General features: G+C 74.4%; 14 protein-coding genes. 2 read left to right on the top strand and 12 right to left on the bottom strand.

The window, feature by feature from the left end:
* Positions 1-34 precede the first annotated feature (34 nt).
* The 4 genes from GA0070611_RS10855 to GA0070611_RS10840 all read right to left on the bottom strand — a co-directional run bounded on the left by GA0070611_RS10855 (position 35) and on the right by GA0070611_RS10840 (position 3989).
* A complete protein-coding gene (locus tag GA0070611_RS10855) occupies positions 35-883 on the bottom strand; it encodes a hypothetical protein (protein WP_091661942.1) in 849 nt (282 codons plus the stop codon).
* A gap of 11 nt (positions 884-894) precedes the next feature.
* A complete protein-coding gene (locus GA0070611_RS10850; RefSeq protein WP_091661939.1) occupies positions 895-1596 on the bottom strand; it encodes a WXG100 family type VII secretion target in 702 nt (233 codons plus the stop codon).
* A complete protein-coding gene (locus GA0070611_RS10845) occupies positions 1593-2048 on the bottom strand; it encodes a YbaB/EbfC family nucleoid-associated protein (RefSeq protein WP_091661936.1) in 456 nt (151 codons plus the stop codon). The genes GA0070611_RS10850 and GA0070611_RS10845 overlap by 4 nt, the downstream gene beginning before the upstream one ends.
* A gap of 165 nt (positions 2049-2213) precedes the next feature.
* Complete coding sequence (locus tag GA0070611_RS10840; RefSeq protein ID WP_091661931.1) at positions 2214-3989, bottom strand: ABC transporter substrate-binding protein; 1776 nt, start codon at positions 3987-3989, stop codon at positions 2214-2216.
* A gap of 259 nt (positions 3990-4248) precedes the next feature.
* Between GA0070611_RS10840 and GA0070611_RS10835 the strand changes: the two genes are divergently transcribed.
* Positions 4249-5649: an aminotransferase class V-fold PLP-dependent enzyme gene (locus tag GA0070611_RS10835; protein WP_091661927.1), complete on the top strand. Its 1401-nt coding sequence runs from the start codon at positions 4249-4251 to the stop codon at positions 5647-5649.
* Positions 5650-5694: 45 nt separating this feature from the next.
* Here the strand turns inward: GA0070611_RS10835 and GA0070611_RS10830 are convergent, their stop codons facing one another.
* The 3 genes from GA0070611_RS10830 to GA0070611_RS10820 are packed head-to-tail and all read right to left on the bottom strand — an operon-like array spanning position 5695 to position 8262.
* Positions 5695-6381: a class I SAM-dependent methyltransferase gene (locus GA0070611_RS10830; protein WP_091661924.1), complete on the bottom strand. Its 687-nt coding sequence runs from the start codon at positions 6379-6381 to the stop codon at positions 5695-5697.
* A gap of 52 nt (positions 6382-6433) precedes the next feature.
* Positions 6434-7285: an ABC transporter permease gene (locus GA0070611_RS10825; protein ID WP_091661922.1), complete on the bottom strand. Its 852-nt coding sequence runs from the start codon at positions 7283-7285 to the stop codon at positions 6434-6436.
* A complete protein-coding gene (locus GA0070611_RS10820) occupies positions 7282-8262 on the bottom strand; it encodes an ATP-binding cassette domain-containing protein (protein WP_231921401.1) in 981 nt (326 codons plus the stop codon). Before GA0070611_RS10820 ends, GA0070611_RS10825 begins: the two co-directional genes overlap by 4 nt.
* A 267-nt stretch (positions 8263-8529) precedes the next feature.
* Here GA0070611_RS10820 and GA0070611_RS10815 point away from each other — a divergent pair, with 267 nt between their 5' ends.
* A complete protein-coding gene (locus GA0070611_RS10815) occupies positions 8530-10251 on the top strand; it encodes an ABC transporter substrate-binding protein (RefSeq protein WP_157740296.1) in 1722 nt (573 codons plus the stop codon).
* A gap of 134 nt (positions 10252-10385) precedes the next feature.
* Here the strand turns inward: GA0070611_RS10815 and GA0070611_RS10810 are convergent, their stop codons facing one another.
* The 5 genes from GA0070611_RS10810 to GA0070611_RS10790 are packed head-to-tail and all read right to left on the bottom strand — an operon-like array spanning position 10386 to position 16988.
* Positions 10386-12326, bottom strand: coding sequence for a KedN5 family methylcobalamin-dependent radical SAM C-methyltransferase (locus tag GA0070611_RS10810; protein WP_157740295.1), 1941 nt, complete (start codon positions 12324-12326; stop codon positions 10386-10388).
* Entirely contained in the window at positions 12320-13447 is a 1128-nt protein-coding gene (locus GA0070611_RS10805; RefSeq protein WP_091661914.1) for a Nif3-like dinuclear metal center hexameric protein, read from the bottom strand. Before GA0070611_RS10805 ends, GA0070611_RS10810 begins: the two co-directional genes overlap by 7 nt.
* Positions 13444-14619, bottom strand: coding sequence for a hypothetical protein (locus GA0070611_RS10800; RefSeq protein WP_091661911.1), 1176 nt, complete (start codon positions 14617-14619; stop codon positions 13444-13446). The genes GA0070611_RS10805 and GA0070611_RS10800 overlap by 4 nt, the downstream gene beginning before the upstream one ends.
* Positions 14620-14626: 7 nt before the next feature.
* Positions 14627-15739 carry a nucleotide disphospho-sugar-binding domain-containing protein gene (locus GA0070611_RS10795; RefSeq protein ID WP_157740294.1) on the bottom strand — a complete coding sequence of 371 codons (1113 nt, stop codon included), beginning with the start codon at positions 15737-15739 and terminating at the stop codon, positions 14627-14629.
* 10 nt (positions 15740-15749) lie between these two features.
* The gene (locus GA0070611_RS10790) at positions 15750-16988 is read right to left on the bottom strand and encodes a cytochrome P450 (RefSeq protein ID WP_091661905.1); all 1239 of its coding nucleotides are present in this window, start codon (positions 16986-16988) and stop codon (positions 15750-15752) included.
* Between the last annotated feature and the right edge of the window lie 47 nt (positions 16989-17035).

Genomic DNA, 17035 nt, shown 5'->3' with positions numbered 1-17035 from the left:
ACCTCTCGCCGTGTCGGAACCGGGACGGGCCAGTCTATTCGCGCGGTCGTTGGGTCGGCCGCAGCTCCTCCGGCGGGTTCGGCAGGCCGAGCGCCTCGGTGACCTTCCGCGACCAGGAGGGCTCGATGCCGGTCTTCAGGCCGGTCTTGAGGTCGTAGGCGTGCGCGACCTCCCAGTCGAGCTGGTCGGTGACCCGGTTGGTGGCCTGCCGTTCGAGGATGACGTCCGGCCGGAAGCCGTCCTGCGGCGCGGCCGACACCTCCACCCCCTGCGCGTCGAAGTTGACCTCGCTGCGCAGCCGGAAACCGGTCGACGGGTCGAGCATGCCGGACGCCCCGGTGGTGACCGCGTTGGCGAGATGGCTGTGCGCCTCCGTGCCCAGCACCATCGATTCCATGACCCGGTCCGCGCCCGCCTCGCCGTAGCGGTCCACCAGGTCCTCGCGCATGCGCTGGTAGCCCGGCTGCTGGAAGATGGCGTCCCGGTTGGTGTCGACGTGGTCCCACGCGTCGTCGGCCATCTGCTGCAGCCGGTCGGCCACCGCGTTGCGCGCCCGGGTGATCTCCGCCAGCGTCCGCGGGTCGTTCAGGTCCAGGTCGGGATCGTTCTGCGGGCGCGGCGGGCCGCCGGCCTCCGACTCCGGCCCGCCGGTACGCCCGGCGGGGGAGCCTGCGCCGCCCGGCCGGCCCGCCGCGCCGGCCTCGGCGACGGACTGGTGGATCCCGTTGACGCTGGTCGGCGCCCCGTGCTGGCCGCCCCGCTGGCGGGGTACGCCGCCCTCACCCGCCTCGCCGCCCTCACCGTGATGCCCCTCGCCGGGGTGCCCACCGGTGGGGTGCCCGCCGTCGCCCCCGCCGCCGTGCGGTCCTCTCGGTCTCGCCACGATCGCTCCGGTCAGCCGTTGATGAGCTTGGAGAGGTTGGTCAGGCTGGTGACGAGCCCGGTGGTGTACATCAGGATCCGGCCCGCCCACTTCAGCACGGCCGCGGTGATCTGCGCGGCGATCACCGGGATGGTGACCACGAAGATGGCCTCGACCGCCCAGACGATCACCCGCGCGACCAGGTCGGCGATCAGGTCCCGGACCAGGTCCCGGGTGAAGGTGACCAGGTTGCCGGCGGCCTGGGTGGCGGCGGCCATCGCGGCCGACGCCCCGCCCAGGCCGGCCAGCGCCACCACGTTGTTCTTCATCAGCGACTGGTACGCCTCGGCCGCGTGCCCCTTCCAGTCCGGCGTGTCGCCGGCCAGGTGCGCCTGCAGGTCGGTCGCCATCCGTTGCAGGTGACCGGCCATGTTGTCCCAGGTCGCGGCGTGCGAGGCCACCACGTCGGGCATGCCGGCCAGCCAGTCGAGCATCTCGCGCAGCGGCTCGAAGTATTCCATCGCCCAGCCGAGGCCGTTGGCCAGCAGCGCGCTGAACGGGTCGAGCACGGTGGCGGTGACGTCGAGCGCCAGCGACGCCCCGGCGAGCGCGTCGTCGACCCAGCCCTCGCTGCGGATCGCGTCGACCAGCCCTTCGACGCCGTCGGCGAGCGAGGAGCCGGTCCACACCTCGCGGGTGGAGTGGACGTCGGCGACGAGCGAGGCGTCGGTCACGCGTCCCCCTGCCAGCCGCTGCCGTCGTACCGGCCCGGTTCGGGGGAGTCGGGCTGCTCGGCGGGGGCGAGCCCACGGTGCACCCGCTCGGCCAGCGCCCGGGCCGCCGGGGACTGCGTACCCACCGTCTCGGCGACGATCTGCTGGGACCGCTCGGCCAGTTGGGCGCGGGCCTGCCGGACGGTCGCCATCACGGCCTGCGCCACCTCGTCGGGCGTCCGCTGCTGGATCTGCCGGCTCAGCCGCAGGTCACGCAGCGCGCCGGTCGAGTCCACGGTGACCTCGGCCAGGCCGTCGCGGTCGCGCTCGGTCACCCGCAGCTCCTGCAGGCGTTCGCCCATCACCTTCGTGTCGGCGGCGAGCTTGTCGATCTGGCCCTTCCAGGCCCGCAGCCGGTCGGTGTCCCCGTCCGGCTCCAGGATCCGGCTGTCGCCCAGCGGCCCGCTCTCCATGCGCCTCCCCCGACTGACTGCGGCGCCGGTCGGTTCTGGTGCGACGACCGACCACCCGGCACCGGAGCGCGGTCCAGTGTAGAACACGGCGTCGCGGCGTTCGGGCCGTCGGGCCGACGGGTCCCGGCCGGTGTGACGGCCCGGCCGGGACGCGGCGCGGTCAGCTCACTGGGTGGGTTCCAGCCAGAGGTTGGTGATGTCGAAGAACTCGATCTGCGGCACGTGCACCGCGTTGCGGACCCGCTTGCCGTAGTACCGGGACGTCATGGCCGCGAACGACAGGATCGGCACGACGGGCAGGTCCTGCATGATGCGTACGTCGATCTCGTGCCACAGCTCCTCGGCCCGCCGCTCGTCGGGCTCCTCGAGCGCCCGCTCGATCAGCGCGTCGACCTCCGGGTTGTGGTAGCCGCCGTAGTTCGTGGTGCCCGGCACGTCGTTGCTCTGGAAGAGCGGCTGCACGATCACCCGGCCGTTGTTGCCGAACCAGTCGGGGGTGAACCCGGGCTCGGCGATGTCCCAGTCGCCGCGGCGGCCCGCCTCCGGGTCGGACAGCGCGGAGCCGTAGTACTCGGCCTGGCTGAAGAAGCGCCAGTCCAGGGTGATGCCGATCTCCGCGAGGTTCGCCGCGACCACGTCCATCACCTTGCGGTGGATGCCGATCTGGCGGACCGCGGCGATCAGGGTGAGGCCGTCGCCGTACCCGGCCTCGACCAGCAGTTGCCGGGCGCGCTCGCGGTCGCCGCGGCTGCCCGGGGTGGCGTACGGGTCGAAGTCCTCGCGGTGTCCGACGCTGCCCCGGGGGATGACCGAGCCGAGCGGCTCGTTCGGCGCGTCCAGAGCGTCGAGGATCTCACCGATGGCGACCTTGTCCACGGCGTACGCGATGGCCTGGCGCACCTTCAGGTTCGAGGTGGCCCGGTTCTGGTTGGGGCTGCGCAGGTTGAACACCAGGTACGGGTTGAGCGCGAAGCCGGGGTAGGTGCGCGGCGCGGCGTCCTGGCCGGGCTTGGGACGGTCCCACGACACGGCCGTGTACGACCAGGCGAGGTCCACCTCGCCGGCGTCCATCCGGCGCTCCATCTCGGGCACCGGCACGTCCGAGGCGACGGTGATGTGGATGCCGTCGACGTACTGGTTGCGGATCGGGTCGCTCTCCTTGCGCCAGACCGGGTTGCGCTCCATCCGGATCTCCATGCCCCGGTCGGCGTAGTGGGTCAGCCGGTACGGCGCGCAGGAGCGGGTGTTGCGGCGGAACTCCATGCTGTCCGGCAGGTAGGCGTCGTACTCCACCGGCGCGGGCGAGGTGAAGCCGGTGGCCAGCACGTTGAGGAAGTCGTTGGCCGGCCGGACGAGGTGGAACTGGAGGGTGTGGTCGTCGACGACGCGCAGGCCGGCGATGTCGTGCCCGTTCTGGAAGTCGGCCAGCGCCCGCGCCGTGACCTCGGCGTCGGTGAACGCCTCGCGGTACGCCGCGCAGTATTCCCGGAACCCGACGATGGTGCTGGTGAAGTAGGGCAGCGCGCCGGCCCCGGCGACCGGGTTCGGCAGCCGCTTGAACGCGCGCACCACGTCGTGCGCGGTCACCTCGCGTGGCGGGGTGGAGTCCCAGAGCACGCCGGGGCGCAGCCGGACCGTCACGGTGCGGCGGTCGGCGCTGATCCCGCCGTTGTCGACGGTGGGCGTCTCGGCGGCGAGGTCCGGTACCGGGGTGAACGACAGCTCCGGCGCGGAGAGGTCGTCCGTGGCGGGGTACGCGAACAGCTGGCGGGACAGCGCCCGCAGGATCTGCGCCGAGGTGGCGTAGTAGGCGCTGGCGGTGTCGATGTGGTCGACCCCGCCCGGTCCGACGAGGCGCAGGACGCCCCCGTAGCGCGGGTCGTCCCGGTCGGGGGAGAGCCCGGTTTCCGTGGCGGCGAGAGGCTGGGCGGTATCGGTCATGACTGTCGACCTCCATCTGCCGGGACGGCGGCGTCGGGGAGCGGGCCGTCCCCGAGTCTAGGCGTCCATCGATGTATTGGCTATACGATAGTAAATCGACGGTGCGATTCGGGAGTCTCCCGGCCGCCCGTGTCGGGTGCGGTAGCCAGCGCGCAGCAGGCGTTCCGGCTGCCTGTCGACCCGACGGCATTCCTCGGCGACTATCGAAACGCGTAGCGGACTCGGTGGTCGCCGTCCGGCTCGACGACGGAGGATTCCCGTGACCCAGGAGACCAGCGCGACAAACGAGTCGATCGCCGCGGTGCTGGCGCGCCAGCGCACCGAGGCGGAGGCGAGCCGGGCGGCGGCGGCGGTCGGCGCGGCGGGCAGCCGCTTCCCGGAGGTGCCCCGGGGGCCGCTGGAGGACGAGCAGACCTGGCGTCAGGTCCGTGACCTGTTCACCATCGACCCCACGCTGACCCACCTCAACGTGGGCACCATCGGGTCCGCGCCGAAGCGGGTGCTGGACCTGCTCAAGGTGGCCGACTACGACTTCGCCCGCCGGCCCCGCGACCCGTACCCGCCGACCACGATGAACGAGCCGAGGGCGGTGCTGGCGGCCGCCTACGGCTGCGACCCCGACGAGATCGCGATCGTCCAGGGCGCCACCGACGGCAACTCCCGGATCCTCAACGGGCTCGACCTCGGCGAGGGTGACGAGGTCATCACCACCACCCACGAGTGCTACACCATGCAGGCGCCACTGAACCTGCTGCACAACCGGCGCGGCGTGGTGGTCCGCAAGCTCACCCCGAAGCTCGGCCCGGACCAGTCCGCCGAGGAGATCGTGGAGATGTTCGAGGCGGCGATCACGCCGCGTACCCGGGTCATCCAGTGGGCCGCGGTGACCTTCACGGTCGGCACCACCATGCCCACCCGGGCGCTCGCCGAGCTGGCCCAGCGGCACGGCCTGATCAGCGTGGTGGACGGCGCCCACCTGCCGGGGCAGTTCGCGCTGAACCTGCACGAGCTGGGGGTGGACTTCCTCAGCGGCTCCGGCTCGAAGTACCAGTGCGGGCCGATGGGCACCGGCATCCTCTACGCCCGCAACAAGGTGCTGCCGGAGCACAACCCGTTGCCGCTGCCGACGTTCTGGCCCGTCATCTCGCTCTGGTACCCGATCGAGGGCGAGTTGCCGCCCCGCACCACCACCCGGGAGCCGACGTACGACATCGGCACCTTCGTGCAGAAGACCGGCTCGGCCGACCTGTCCCGGGGCCCCGCGCTCCAGGCGGCCTGCGAGATCTTCCAGACCATCGGCCAGGAGAACATCCAGCGGTACGTGCACGGGCTGAGCCGCCACCTCAAGCACCGGGTCGCCGAGCACTGGGGTGAGTCGGCGCTGTTCAGCCCGCTGCACGACGAGCGGCTGCACTGCGGCATGGTGGCCTTCCAGCCGTTCCGCAACCCGGAGCACGCACTGGACATGAACCGGTTCGTGGAGTTCGAGCAGCGGATGGAGGACGAGTACGGGGTGAACCTGCGGTTCACGTTCTTCCCCGTCCAGGGCTCGGACACCGAGCGCTTCGCCATCCGGCTGGCCCCGCACCTCTACAACAACCGGGAGGAGATCGACCACGCGGTCGACTCGATGATCAAGCTGACCGAGGCGATGTCCTGACCGGACCGGGCCGCCCGGCCGACACCGGCCGGGCGGCCCGCCCACTCAGGTGCGTACGCAGCGGAACACCGCCCAGCGCGGACCGTCGCCGGGTCCGCACGGCCCGGCCGAGTGGTCCATGCCGGCCAGGCCCTCGCTGAACTCGTCGAGCCGCAGTCCGCACAGCCGCAACTCGCGCAGGTAGGTCTCCAGGGTGCGGTGCACCGGCGGCGGGCCCGGCAGCGCGTCGGTCGCCGGCCGCTCGCCCTCCCGGAAGTAGTCGGCGGTGCGCAGCCAGCCGCGCCCGTGGGCGCTGCCGACCACCGCGGTGGCCATCGGGTGCGGCACCGAGAAGACCAGCCGACCGCCGGGCACCAGGTCGTGCTGCACGGCGGCCAGCAGTCGCGGCAGGTTGCGGACCTGGTGCAGCGCGTACCGGGAGAGCACCACGTCCACCCGGGGTGAGTCGTCGCGCCCGGACCAGCGGTTGAGGTCACGGACCTGGACGTGCCCCACGCCCGGGTCGAGCAGGCGCCGCACGGCGTCGGCCCGCTCCTCGTCCGGCGCGACGCCGGCGTAGCTGTGCGCCCCGCTGCGCAGGACGTGCGCCGTCAGAGCCGGATCGCCGCAGCCGACGTCCAGCACCGCCCGGCCCCGCAGGTCACCGAGGAACGCGACGAGCAGGGCCCGCTCCCCGGTGGGATCGGCGGCGTCGGGGAGTGGCCGGTCGGACTCGGTGATGGATGAGGACACGTCAACCTCCTCGGAACCGCCGGCCGGGGCCCGGCCGGACCGGGTGGCGACGTCAGGCCTGGCGTCGCCGGTTGTAGAGCACCCCCGTGATCCCGCCGAAGACCAGGATGAGCACCGCGCAGGTGATGGCGTACGCGGTCAGGTCGCCGGCGGTCAACGTGCCGTCCATGGCGTGTCGCACCGCGGTCACCGCGCGGGTGATCGGGTTGACCCCGACCGCGGCCTGGAGCCAGCCGGGCATGGTGTCCGGGCCGACGAAGATGTTGCTGAGGAACAGCAGCGGGAAGACCGCCAGGCCGCTGACGTTCATCACAATCTCGGGCTTCGCCGCGGCCAGGCCGAGCGCCGTCCAGACCCACGCCAGGCTGAACGCGAAGATCACCACCAGCAGGATGCCGACGAGGACACCGCCGACACCGTTGGCCGGGCGGAAGCCCAGCGCCAGCCCCACCAGGACGGTCACGGTGGCCGCGACGGCGTACCGCACCAGGTCGCCGAGGAGGGAGCCGACCAGCACCGACGGCTGCCAGATCGACATCGACCGGAAGCGGTCGAAGACGCCCTTGGTGATGTCCACGTTGAGCGCCACGCCGGTGTTCATGCTGATCATCACCACCGAGAGCACCACGATGCCGGGCAGCAGGTGCTGGAGGTACTCCCGGGTGGACCCGGCCAGCGCGCCGCCGAACAGGTAGGTGAAGACCAGCGTGGTCATCACCGGGAAGCCCACCGCGTCGAAGAGCTGCTGGGGGTTGCGTCGCACCCGCACCAGCGCCCGCCAGGCGAAGGCGAGGGAAGCTGCCAGCGGGCCGGGGCGGGCCGGCCGGTCCCGGGAGAGCAGGGCCGTGCCGACCGGCCCGTCGCCGGTCGACGGTGCCGTCTCCACCGTTCGGGTCGGGTTCATGCGACCTCCTCCTTGGTGGTGCCCTCGGCCTCCGCACGGTGGCCGGTGAGGGCCAGGAACACCTCGTCCAGGCTGGGTTGGCCGAGGGAGAAGTCGGCGACCGGGATGCCGGCGGCGGCCAGTTCGGCCAGCGCCCGCGAGGCGCGGTCCGGGTCGGTCACCGACACCGTCAGGGTCGCCGGGTCGCCGCCCGGATGGGTGGCGGCGGCGAGCACCGAACTGATCAGCCGGTCGGCCTCGGCCCGCTGCTCGACGTCGCGCAGCCGGACCTGGAACGTCGCGGCGCCCACCGAGGACTTCAGCTCCTCCGGCGTGCCCTGGGCGATCACCCGGCCCTGGTCGATGACCGCCATCCGGTTGGCCAGGACGTCCGCCTCGTGCAGGTACTGGGTGGTCAGCAGCACGGTGGTGCCGGCCTCGACCAGGGCGCGGACCACCTGCCAGACCTGGTTGCGGCTGGCCGGGTCCAGCCCGGTGGTCGGCTCGTCGAGGAAGAGCAGGTCGGGGGTCACGATCACGCTGGCCGCGATGTCCAGGCGGCGACGCATGCCCCCCGAGTAGGTCTTGACCGACCGGGCCGCCGCCTCGGTGAGGTCGAACGCGGCCAGCAGCTCGTCGGCGCGGGACCGGGCGCGCGGCCACGGATGCCCGAGCAGCCGGCCGAGCAGGACCAGGTTCTCCCGGCCGGTGAGGTCCTCGTCGATCGAGGCGTACTGACCGGTGAGGCCGATGCGTGCGCGCACCGCCTCCGCCTGCCGGACCACGTCGAGCCCGAAGACCTGTGCCGTCCCGGAGTCGGGCCGGGTCAGGGTGGACAGGATCCGGATGGTGGTGGTCTTGCCGGCGCCGTTGGGCCCGAGGAACCCGAAGACGGTGCCGGTCTCGACGGCCAGGTCGACGCCGTCGACGGCACGGGTGCTGCCGAACGTCTTGGTGAGTTGACTCGTCTCGATGGCCAGCTCGGCGCTCGAACCCACGGTCGTCCTTCCGGTCGGTGCGCAGGACGGCCCCGTCGGGCGCGCGCCCGACGGGGAGCGGGGAAGCTCCGGTGGGCGCCGCCGTGACGCGGCTGTTGACGAAAGGATAGTAACAGGGATCATCGCACAGCGATGTGTCCGCCACGCTGCGCCAGGGCCGCCGCGCGCGCCCGGCTCGCATCGATCGGTATTTCGCTATATCTTGTTCAAGTGGAATCTCGGTGGGTCGTCGGTACCCGACCGGTGGACAGGGGAGGAGCCGGCCCGATGTCCCTCGTGGAGCAGGCCCACCACCCGGGGCCGGCGGGCCCGCACCGGGTCGCCGAGCCGGCGTACGGCGGCACCCTTCGCCTGCTCACCACCGAGCGGATCGAGGCGCTCGATCCGGCCACCGCCAACGGCACCGCCACCCGCCAACTGCTCTGGGCCACCAGCCGGCAGCTCTTCGCCTACCCGGCGACGACCGACCCGCCGTACGCCGACCGCCGCGCCCGGCCCGTGCCCGACCTCGCCGCCGAACTGCCCACCCGGGCCGGCGGCACGGTGACCGCCGACGGCCGGCAGTGGACCGTCCGACTCCGCGCCGACGTCCACTGGGACACCGACCCGCCCCGCCCGGTGACCGCCGCCGACGTGGTCCGCGCCCTGAAGCGCCTCGCCGGCCCCGCCGCGCGGTCCGCCGCGCTCGCCCCGCTCGCCGACGTGCTCCTCGGCCTGGCCGACTACCACGCCGCCGCCCGACGCGCGTTCGCGCGTACCCGACCCACCGCGGCCGGGTACGCGGAGTTCGCCGCCCGGCACGACCTTCCCGGGGCGCGGGCCGTCGACGCGCACACCCTGCACCTGCGGCTGCGCCGGCCGGTCGACGACCTCGTCCGGCTGCTCGCCGGCACCGGCCTCGCACCGGTCCCCGCCGAGTACGACGCCTGGCTGCCCGGCGCCGCCGTACCCCGCTCCACCGGCCCGTTCCGGCCGGTGGGGCGGACCGACGGCGGTGTGGTGCGCCTGGTCCACAACCCGGCCTGGGATCCGCAGACCGACCCGCTGCGCGCCCGGTTCGTCGATCGGATCGAGGCGCGCGGTGACGCCACCGCCGACGAGGTCCGGGCCGCCGGCCGGGGCCCGGAACCGGTCGACCTGAGCTGGGCGGGCGGCGCGGCGGCGGCGCTGCCGGTGCCGCCCGTGGGCTGGGCTCTCGACGCCTACCTGGTGTTCAACCTGCGCGGGCCGGCCCGACCCGCCGGACCCCGCCACCGGGCCGTACGCCGGGCCGTGGCGCTCGCCGTGGACCGGTTGGCCGTGGCCGAGGCGCTCGCCGTGCCGGGCGTGCCGTCCCGCCTCCAGCACGGACTGCTGCCACCCGGGACACCCGGCCACCGGCCGTACGATCCCTGGCCCACCCCGTACCACCGGGGCGACCCGGAGGCGGCCCGGGCGGCGCTGGCCGAGCTGGGCCCCGACGCCCGGCCCGCGCTGCACCTGCTGGTGCCGGACGAGCCCCGCCGGCGGGAGGCCGCCGAGATCCTCGCCGCCAACCTCGCGGCGGTCGGCATCGCGGCGCGGCTCACCGCGCACCGCGACGGCGACCTGCACGACCTGCTCCTCGACCCGACGCACGGCCGCGCCGGGCGGTGGGACGTGGCGCTCTGCGGCTGGACGCCGGACCGGTGCGCCGACCCCGACCGGGAGCTGCGCTCGCTGATCGCCGACGACGTGGCGGGTGGGCGCAACTACGGCGGTTACCGCTCCACCAGGGTCGCCCGGCTGCTGGCCGCGGTCCGGGCCGAACCGGATCCCGCCCGGGCCGCCGAACTCCGGCACCGGGTCGACGTCGCCGTGCTGCGCGACCTGCCGGTGGTGCCGCTGGTCGCGGCGGCCGTCGTCCCGCTCTCCGGGCGCTCGCCCCGGGTCCGCAACCTGCGCCTCCTGCCGCACCTGCACCGGGTCGACCTCACCCGGGTCTGGCTCGACCCCGACACCACCGGTTGACCCCGACCGCGCTCGATCCGGGATGTAGTGGCCTCCGGCCGCCCGGCACGCCACTACATCCCGGATCGAGCACAATCTTGGGCGCGGCGCGGCGCGGCGCGGCAAGGTCCGGAACGGCGGGGCGTGGGGCGGGGTCAGCCGGGGCCGGCGGTGGTGGTGTGGGGGACGGGGCGACCGCCATCCGGTCCACGCTCGGGCAGGACCCGGGGACGGGCGACGAAGTGCGTCGCCGTCTCGTGGTTGTCGCACTGGGCGTGGAAGCCGACGGCCGCCTCGAACCGCAGCACCGTGCGGCGCGGGGCGGGCGGCCCGACGTCGCCGCGGTGCAGGGCGGCGAGGACGGCCGGCACGTCGTGGCCGAAGGCCACCGGCGCGCTGACGTACCCCGGTCCGTCCCCGGTGGACCGCACCGTCCAGCCGGCCGGCGGCGGCTCGCCGGGCAGCACGTAGCGGGGGCGGCTGAGCCGGTCGAACTCGTACAGCTCGGCGGCGAACGCCCGCCAGGCGGGCGGGAAGCGCGGCACCACCGTGGCCGACCACCAGTCCCCGACGGCCCGCTCCAGCGCCGGCGTGGCGTACAGCCGGCGCAGCCCGGCGGAGACGGCCGCCGACTCCGCGACCGTGGGGACGTCCCGCAGGAACGCCCGCACCTCCGCATCGTCGACCGCCTCCCACCACGCGGCCAGGGAACGGATCAGCTCCGACTGGCGGACCCCGGCCAGCAGCCGGGCCGGCGCCCAGACGTGGCGCAGGAACTGGTGCTCGCCGAGCAGCCGGGCGAAGTAGATGAACCGCTGCATGGCCAGGTGGGCGCCGAGGTCGGCCCCGTCGGTGGCCAGCACGTACTCGAAGTCGTCCCGCTCGCCCCGCACGGTGAGCAGGCCGTACCGCTCGCGCTGCGCGGCGTACGTGGTGTTGGGCAGCAGCAGCATGGGATAGACGGCGATCCGGCTGACCCGGGTGGCGAGCCGGTCGTACCCGGCCAGGAAGCTCTGCACGGTCTCGCCGGGCGCACCCCAGATCAGCTCGGCGTAACAGTCCAGGCCCTCCTGGACCAGCCAGTCCGCCAGGTTCTCCCACTCGTTGACCCGCATGTTGCGCCGCCGCATGCCGGTCAGCGCCGCGTCGGAGAGGCTCTGCAGGGCCAGCGTGAACGAACTCTGGAGGTCGTGCCGGCGCAGCTCCCGCACGATCCGGTGGAACCGGTCGGACTTGTTCTTGGCCCAGGAGGTCTCCACCGCCCGCGGGTAGCCGCGCCGCTCCCGGGTGCGGATCAGGTCCTCGACGAACTCCTCGTCGGCGGCGAGCAGGCCGAAGTTGGCGTCGCAGAGCACCACCGTGGGCACCTGGTGGAAGCCGAAGCAGTCCAGTTCGGCGGCGAGCCGCTCCCGGGAGAAGGACCGGACCCGCTGCCCGACCGCGCCACCCCAGTAACAGAACGCGCACTTGTACGGGCAGCCCCGGTTGGTCTCCATCAGCGCCACGTCGTAGCGGAACCGCCCGGCGCCGTCGGTCATCGGTAGCGCGCCGGTCAGGAACGGCGAGGGGATGACGTCGAGGTCGGTGAGGCGCTCCCGGTCCGGGGTGCTGATCGCCGCCCCGTCCGGCCCGCGGTAGGTCAGCCCGGCCACCCGGGACAGGCCCTCCGGGTACGCCTGCTCCAGCAGCACCCGGACCAGCTCCCGGAAGGTCACCTCGCCCTCGCCGTCGACCACCACGTCCACGGCCGGATGCTCGCGCAGCACCCGGTGACCCTGGTGGGCGACGTGGTTGCCGCCGAAGACCACGCACCCGTCCGGGCGCAACTGCTTGTACGTCTCGGCCAGCGCCCCGAAGCTGCGGTAGTTCCAGCCGAGCACCGAGCAGGCCAGCACGTCCGGGGGCGGCCCGGCGAAGAGGGTGGCGGCCATCCGGATCAGCGGCACGCCGCCCCGGAAGTTGTGGATCCGCACGTCCACCTCGCCGCGCAGGTCCGGGTCGCCGGCCAGCGTGGCCCGCAGGTACCCGGCGGCGAGCGGCATCGACTCCAGGGGCGTGTCCCAGGCTCCCTGCTGCACCAGGCCGACGGTCAGCACGACGCCTCCCCGATCGGCCGGGCCCCCTCGGCAGCCACCGGCCCGCCCCCGTCGAGCGGATCCGGGCCGGTGGCTGTCGGGTCGGGCCGCAGCAGCGACCACCGGTCGGTGTCCAGCGCCGAGACCCGTACCGGCAGGCGCCGGCGGAACGCCGCCGCGACGGTCCTGGCCAGCTCCGCCAGCCACGGCCGGACGGTGGCCCAGCCGCCCCCGTCGAGCAGCACCGGCGGGCCGTCGACGGCGGCGAGATCACCGGAGAGGTACGCGTCGACGCCCCGGGCGGCGGCGGCCGCCGCGAACCGGCCACCCGCGCCGGCGCACACCGCCACGGTCCGCACCGGACGCCCGGTGTCGCCGGCCAGCCGGACGACCCCGCCCAGCCGGCCGGCCAGCTCGCCGGCCGACAGCGCCCGGGGCAGCTCGCCGACCCGCCCGTACCCGTGCCCGTCGGGCAACTCCGCAAGCTCGAAGAGGTAGCAGGCGGGCTCCTCGTACGGGTGCGCTGCGCGGACCGCCGCCACGACCTCCGGGCGGCGGCTGCGCGGCAACGTCATCTCGACCCGCGCCTCGGCGGCGAGGCTGACCTCGCCCACCGCCCCGGCGGTCGGCCGTGCGCCCGGCGCGGGGACGAAGGTGCCGGTGCCGGTGGTCCACCAGGCGCACCGGTGGTAGTCGCCGATCACCCCGGCCCCGGCGGCCGCCGCCGCGTCGACCACCCGCTGCACCTCGGCCACCGGCACGAACGCCACCAGCACGTCCCGGCGGCGGGGCACCGGCAGCAGCGGCTCGGTCGGGCCGAGCCCGACCAGGGTGGCGAGCGCGTCGGACACCCCGGGCCGGGCCACCGCCGCGTTGCTGTGCGCGGTGTACAGCGCCAGACCGGCCGCCTCGGCCCGGGCGATCGTCGCCGGCGTCGGCGGGCGGTGGGTGACGAGCAGGTCGGCGCCGTCGGCCCGGGCCTGGCGTACCGTCGCGGCAACCGCGTCGACGGCCAGCAGCACCCGCCCGACGGGGCTCGCCGCCCGTCCCACCAGCAGGCCGACCCGGTCGGCCGGGTCGGCGAGGTCGACGGGGTGCCGCTGTTCCAGCAGCGCGACCACCTCGCCCACCGTGGCGTTCACCGCAGCGCTCTCGCCAGGTCCCCGGCGGGGTCGTCGAAGACCAGCACGGTGCTCAGCACCCCGCGGCCCCGGGCGATGACGGCCCGGACGTCCTCCGGCGAGCGGGCGTGCGCCACCCGGATCCGCGCCGACGGCGACGAGTAGTCGGCCAGCACCACCACGGTCTTCGGCACCGGCGCCCGGCGGACCGCCTCGACGGCCGACGCCAGGTCGCTGAGGGTCATCTCGACCAGCACGCAGGACAGCCCACCGGCCAGGTAGCGGGAGAGTTCGGCGAGCAGTTGCCGCTGGCTCTGTCCGTGCCGTCCGGGCAGCCCGGACAGGTACGCCAGCCCGGAGCCGAACGGCTGCGGGCGCAGCCGGGCGGTGACCTCCCCGGCGGCGGCCACCGCGACCGGCACGCCCGGCACCAGGTCCAGGGTGCGGTGGGTCAGCCCCACCCCGTCCAGCACGTCCAGGGTGTCCGGGTTGCCCTCGATGAGCAGCGCCACCTCGTCCACCCCGGCCCGTTGCAGCGCGGTCAGCGCCGTGTCGAAGCCCCGGATGGTCCGGTCGTAGTCGGTGATGTCGTAGGGCACCACGTGCCGGCTCACCCCGGTCGGCAGTCGCAGGCCTGCCGCCGGCAGGGTGGTGTCGAAGGTCCAGTCGGTGCCGACCACCGCCCGCGCCCGGTCCAGCGCGGTGCGCAGCGCCGCGGTCGTGCCGTACGGCCGGGGGCCGACCCCCAGCGCGGCGACCCGCTGCGGCGGCAGGTCCGCCTCGGGGCGCTCGGCCTGCCGTCGGCGGATCGCCGCGGCCCGGTCGGCGACGAACCCGCGCGGGGTGAGGAAGTGCACCTCCTCCGGCGGCGCGGTGCTGGACCAGTGGCTGTCGGTGGCCCGGGCCAGCGCGGCGGCGGGCCCGGTCGCCGGACCGACCAGCACCACCGGCCGCCCCAGGCGCAGCGCGTCGGCGGCGAGCCGGTGGTCGGTGGCGAGCCGGTCGGCGCGCAGCACGACGAACCCGGCGGACACCGGCGACACCGGGTACGGCCGGCCGTGCACGGGCACCGTGATCCGGTCCCGGATCCGCACCCCGGCCCGGAACACGGTGATGCCGGTCAGGTCCGGTGCGGTGTCGGCCGGTGGCCGGGCCTCGGTGGCCAGGCTCCGGCTCGGCGGTGGCTCGGTCATGGCCGGCTCAGGACGCCAGCTCGACCAACCGGGACACCACGGCGGCCGGCGGCGGCATGCCCGCCATCTCGTCCCGGACCTCGGCGGCGGCGGCGCGCAGCTTCTCGTCGTCCAGCGCCCGCCGCAGCAGCTCGGCGTCGACCTCCTCGGCCGTCGCGGTGACGCCGACCCCACGCTCGCGGACCGCGTCGGCCTGGATGTAGCTGGGCGCGCCGGAGGGGACCACCAGCTGTGCCACCCCGGCGTCCAGCGCGGCCAGGATGGAGCCGGCCCCGCCGTGGTGGACGATGAGGCCGCAGGTGCCGAGCAGCGCCCGCAGCGGCAGCCACTCCCGGACCACCCGGACGTTGTCCGGCGCGTCGTCGGCGGCGGCGTCGATGCCGCTGAGCAGGACGACGAACTCGGCGTCCACGCCCGCGGCGGCCGCGTACAGCCGGGACAGCAGTTGCGCCATGTTCGGCGCCATGATGTTGGTGCCGATGGTGACCGCGACCCGGGGCCGGTCGGTGGGCACGGTCAGGTCGACCGGCAGCACCCCACCGCCGTTGTACGGCACGTACCGCATCGGCCAGGCGTCCGGCCGGCCGACCACCATGCTCGGCGGGGCGACGTCGAGCAGCGCCCGTCGGGGCGGCAGGCCGGTCAGCCCGTACGCCTCGAAGGTCTCCGGGATGAGCTGGTCGAGCCGTTCGTAGAAGTCGCCGGTGCGCAGCAGGCTCGCGCCGTGCTCCACCGCCGGCACCCCGAGGGTGGCCGCGGCCAGCGGCCCGCCGCCCTGCAACTGGGAGTGCACCACGAGGTCGGGGCGCCAGCGGCCGGCCACCTCGATCATCCGGTCCACGTACTGCCGGGTGGCCTCGATCAGCAGCACCATGCCGTCGTCGATGCGGGTCGCCCGCCTGGCCACGATGTCCGGCCGGGTGGCGTTGATCTGGGCCAGCGACGGGCAGCGTCCCTCCGGGTCGAAGTCGATGACGTCCAGCCCGGACGAGGCGACCGAGAGCGCCGGGCCGGTGGTGGCGACCGCGACGTCGTGCCCGGCGGCGCGCAGCGCCCAGGCCAGCGGGACCATCGGGTAGAGGTGGCTGGCCAGCGGGGTGGACAGGAACAGCACACGCACGGCGGTCTCCTCAGCGGGTCAGCGTGACGGGCAGGTACTGGAAGCCGCGCAGGTTGTGCCCGGGACGCCGGCGGGCGGTGCCGGCCGGCGCGACCGTCGTGCCGGTGGCGGCCAGGACGCGCAGCACCTCGCCGAGGACGAGGCGGCCCAGGTGCGCGCCGAGGCAGTAGTGCACGCCGCCGCCGAAGGAGAGCGAGGGGCCCTCGTCCCGGGTGAGGTCGAGCCGGTCGGGATCGGTGTAGTGGCCGGGGTCCCGGTTGGCCGCCCCCTGCACGCCGATGACGATCTGCCCGGGGACCAGGTCGACCCCGGCGATGGCGCACGGTTCCAGGGCGGTACGCGGGTTGAGGTTCAGCGGCGGGTCCCAGCGGGCCAGCTCCTCCACCGCGCGGGGCAGCAGCGCCGGCGGCAGGTCGGGCAGCGCGGCGAGCTGGTCCGGGTTGGTCAGCAGCGCGTACATGGCGTTGCTGAGCAGGTTGACCAGGGTGTCGCTGCCGGCGTTGAGCAGGTTCGCCGAGGCGGCCACCACTTCGATCCGTTCCAGCGAGCCGGCGTCCAGGGCCCCGGCGAGGCGGCTCACCACGTCCTCACCCGGTTCGCGGCGCCGGTCGTCGACCAGGTCGCCGAAGTAGTCGGCCATGTCGATCACCGCCTCGGCGGCGGCCGGCAGGTCGGTGCTGGCGGTCATCGGGTCGAAGACCTTCATCGACTCGGGCGACAGCCGGGCCAGCTCGGGCCGGTCGGGCTCGGGCACGCCGAGCATGTCGCCGACCACGCCGGTGCCCAGCGGCGAGGCGAACTCCTTGACCCAGTCCACCTCGGACCCGCCGGTCAGCTCGCCGAGGAGGCGCTCGATCCGGGCGACGATGCGGGCCCGCAGCTCCTCGACGTGCCGGGGGGTGAACGCGGCGGCGACCGGCCGGCGCATCCGGGTGTGCAGCGGAGGGTTGGCGAAGACCATGGTCCGCTTCCACAGCGCCATCACCGGCTCGACCAGCTGCGGCGGCAGGTCGGTGAGGTGCTGCACCGACTCGTCGCCCCGGCCCATGGCGCGGTGGCGCAGCGCGAGGTCCACGTCGTCGTAGCGGGTGAGCACCACCATGCCGGTGGTCGTGGTGAAGACCGGCGCGTGTTCGTGCAGCCAGTGGTACTGCGCGAAGGGTTCGTCGTCGGGAGGGCTGTCGAGGAAGCTGAGGAAGACCTGCTCGGCTTCGGCGTTCCCGGTGGTCGCTTCGGGACGGATGCTCACGGCGCAACTCCTGCCTGTCGAGAACCGTTGGAGGAGCGTAACTATCG

The sequence above is a fragment of the Micromonospora auratinigra genome, from assembly GCF_900089595.1.
Taxonomy (GTDB): domain Bacteria; phylum Actinomycetota; class Actinomycetes; order Mycobacteriales; family Micromonosporaceae; genus Micromonospora; species Micromonospora auratinigra.
The sequence above is the reverse complement of the archived record's forward strand: the minus strand, read 5'-3'. Positions and strand labels throughout refer to the sequence as shown.

Excerpts from the sequence above, each read along its gene's own strand:
- GA0070611_RS10825 (WP_091661922.1), bottom strand. The coding sequence starts at position 7,285 with ATGAACCCGACCCGAACGGTGGAGACGGCACCGTCGACCGGCGACGGG.
- GA0070611_RS10840 (WP_091661931.1), bottom strand. The coding sequence starts at position 3,989 with ATGACCGATACCGCCCAGCCTCTCGCCGCCACGGAAACCGGGCTCTCC.
- GA0070611_RS10800 (WP_091661911.1), bottom strand. The coding sequence starts at position 14,619 with ATGACCGAGCCACCGCCGAGCCGGAGCCTGGCCACCGAGGCCCGGCCA.
- GA0070611_RS10815 (WP_157740296.1), top strand. The coding sequence starts at position 8,530 with ATGTCCCTCGTGGAGCAGGCCCACCACCCGGGGCCGGCGGGCCCGCAC.
- GA0070611_RS10845 (WP_091661936.1), bottom strand. The coding sequence starts at position 2,048 with ATGGAGAGCGGGCCGCTGGGCGACAGCCGGATCCTGGAGCCGGACGGG.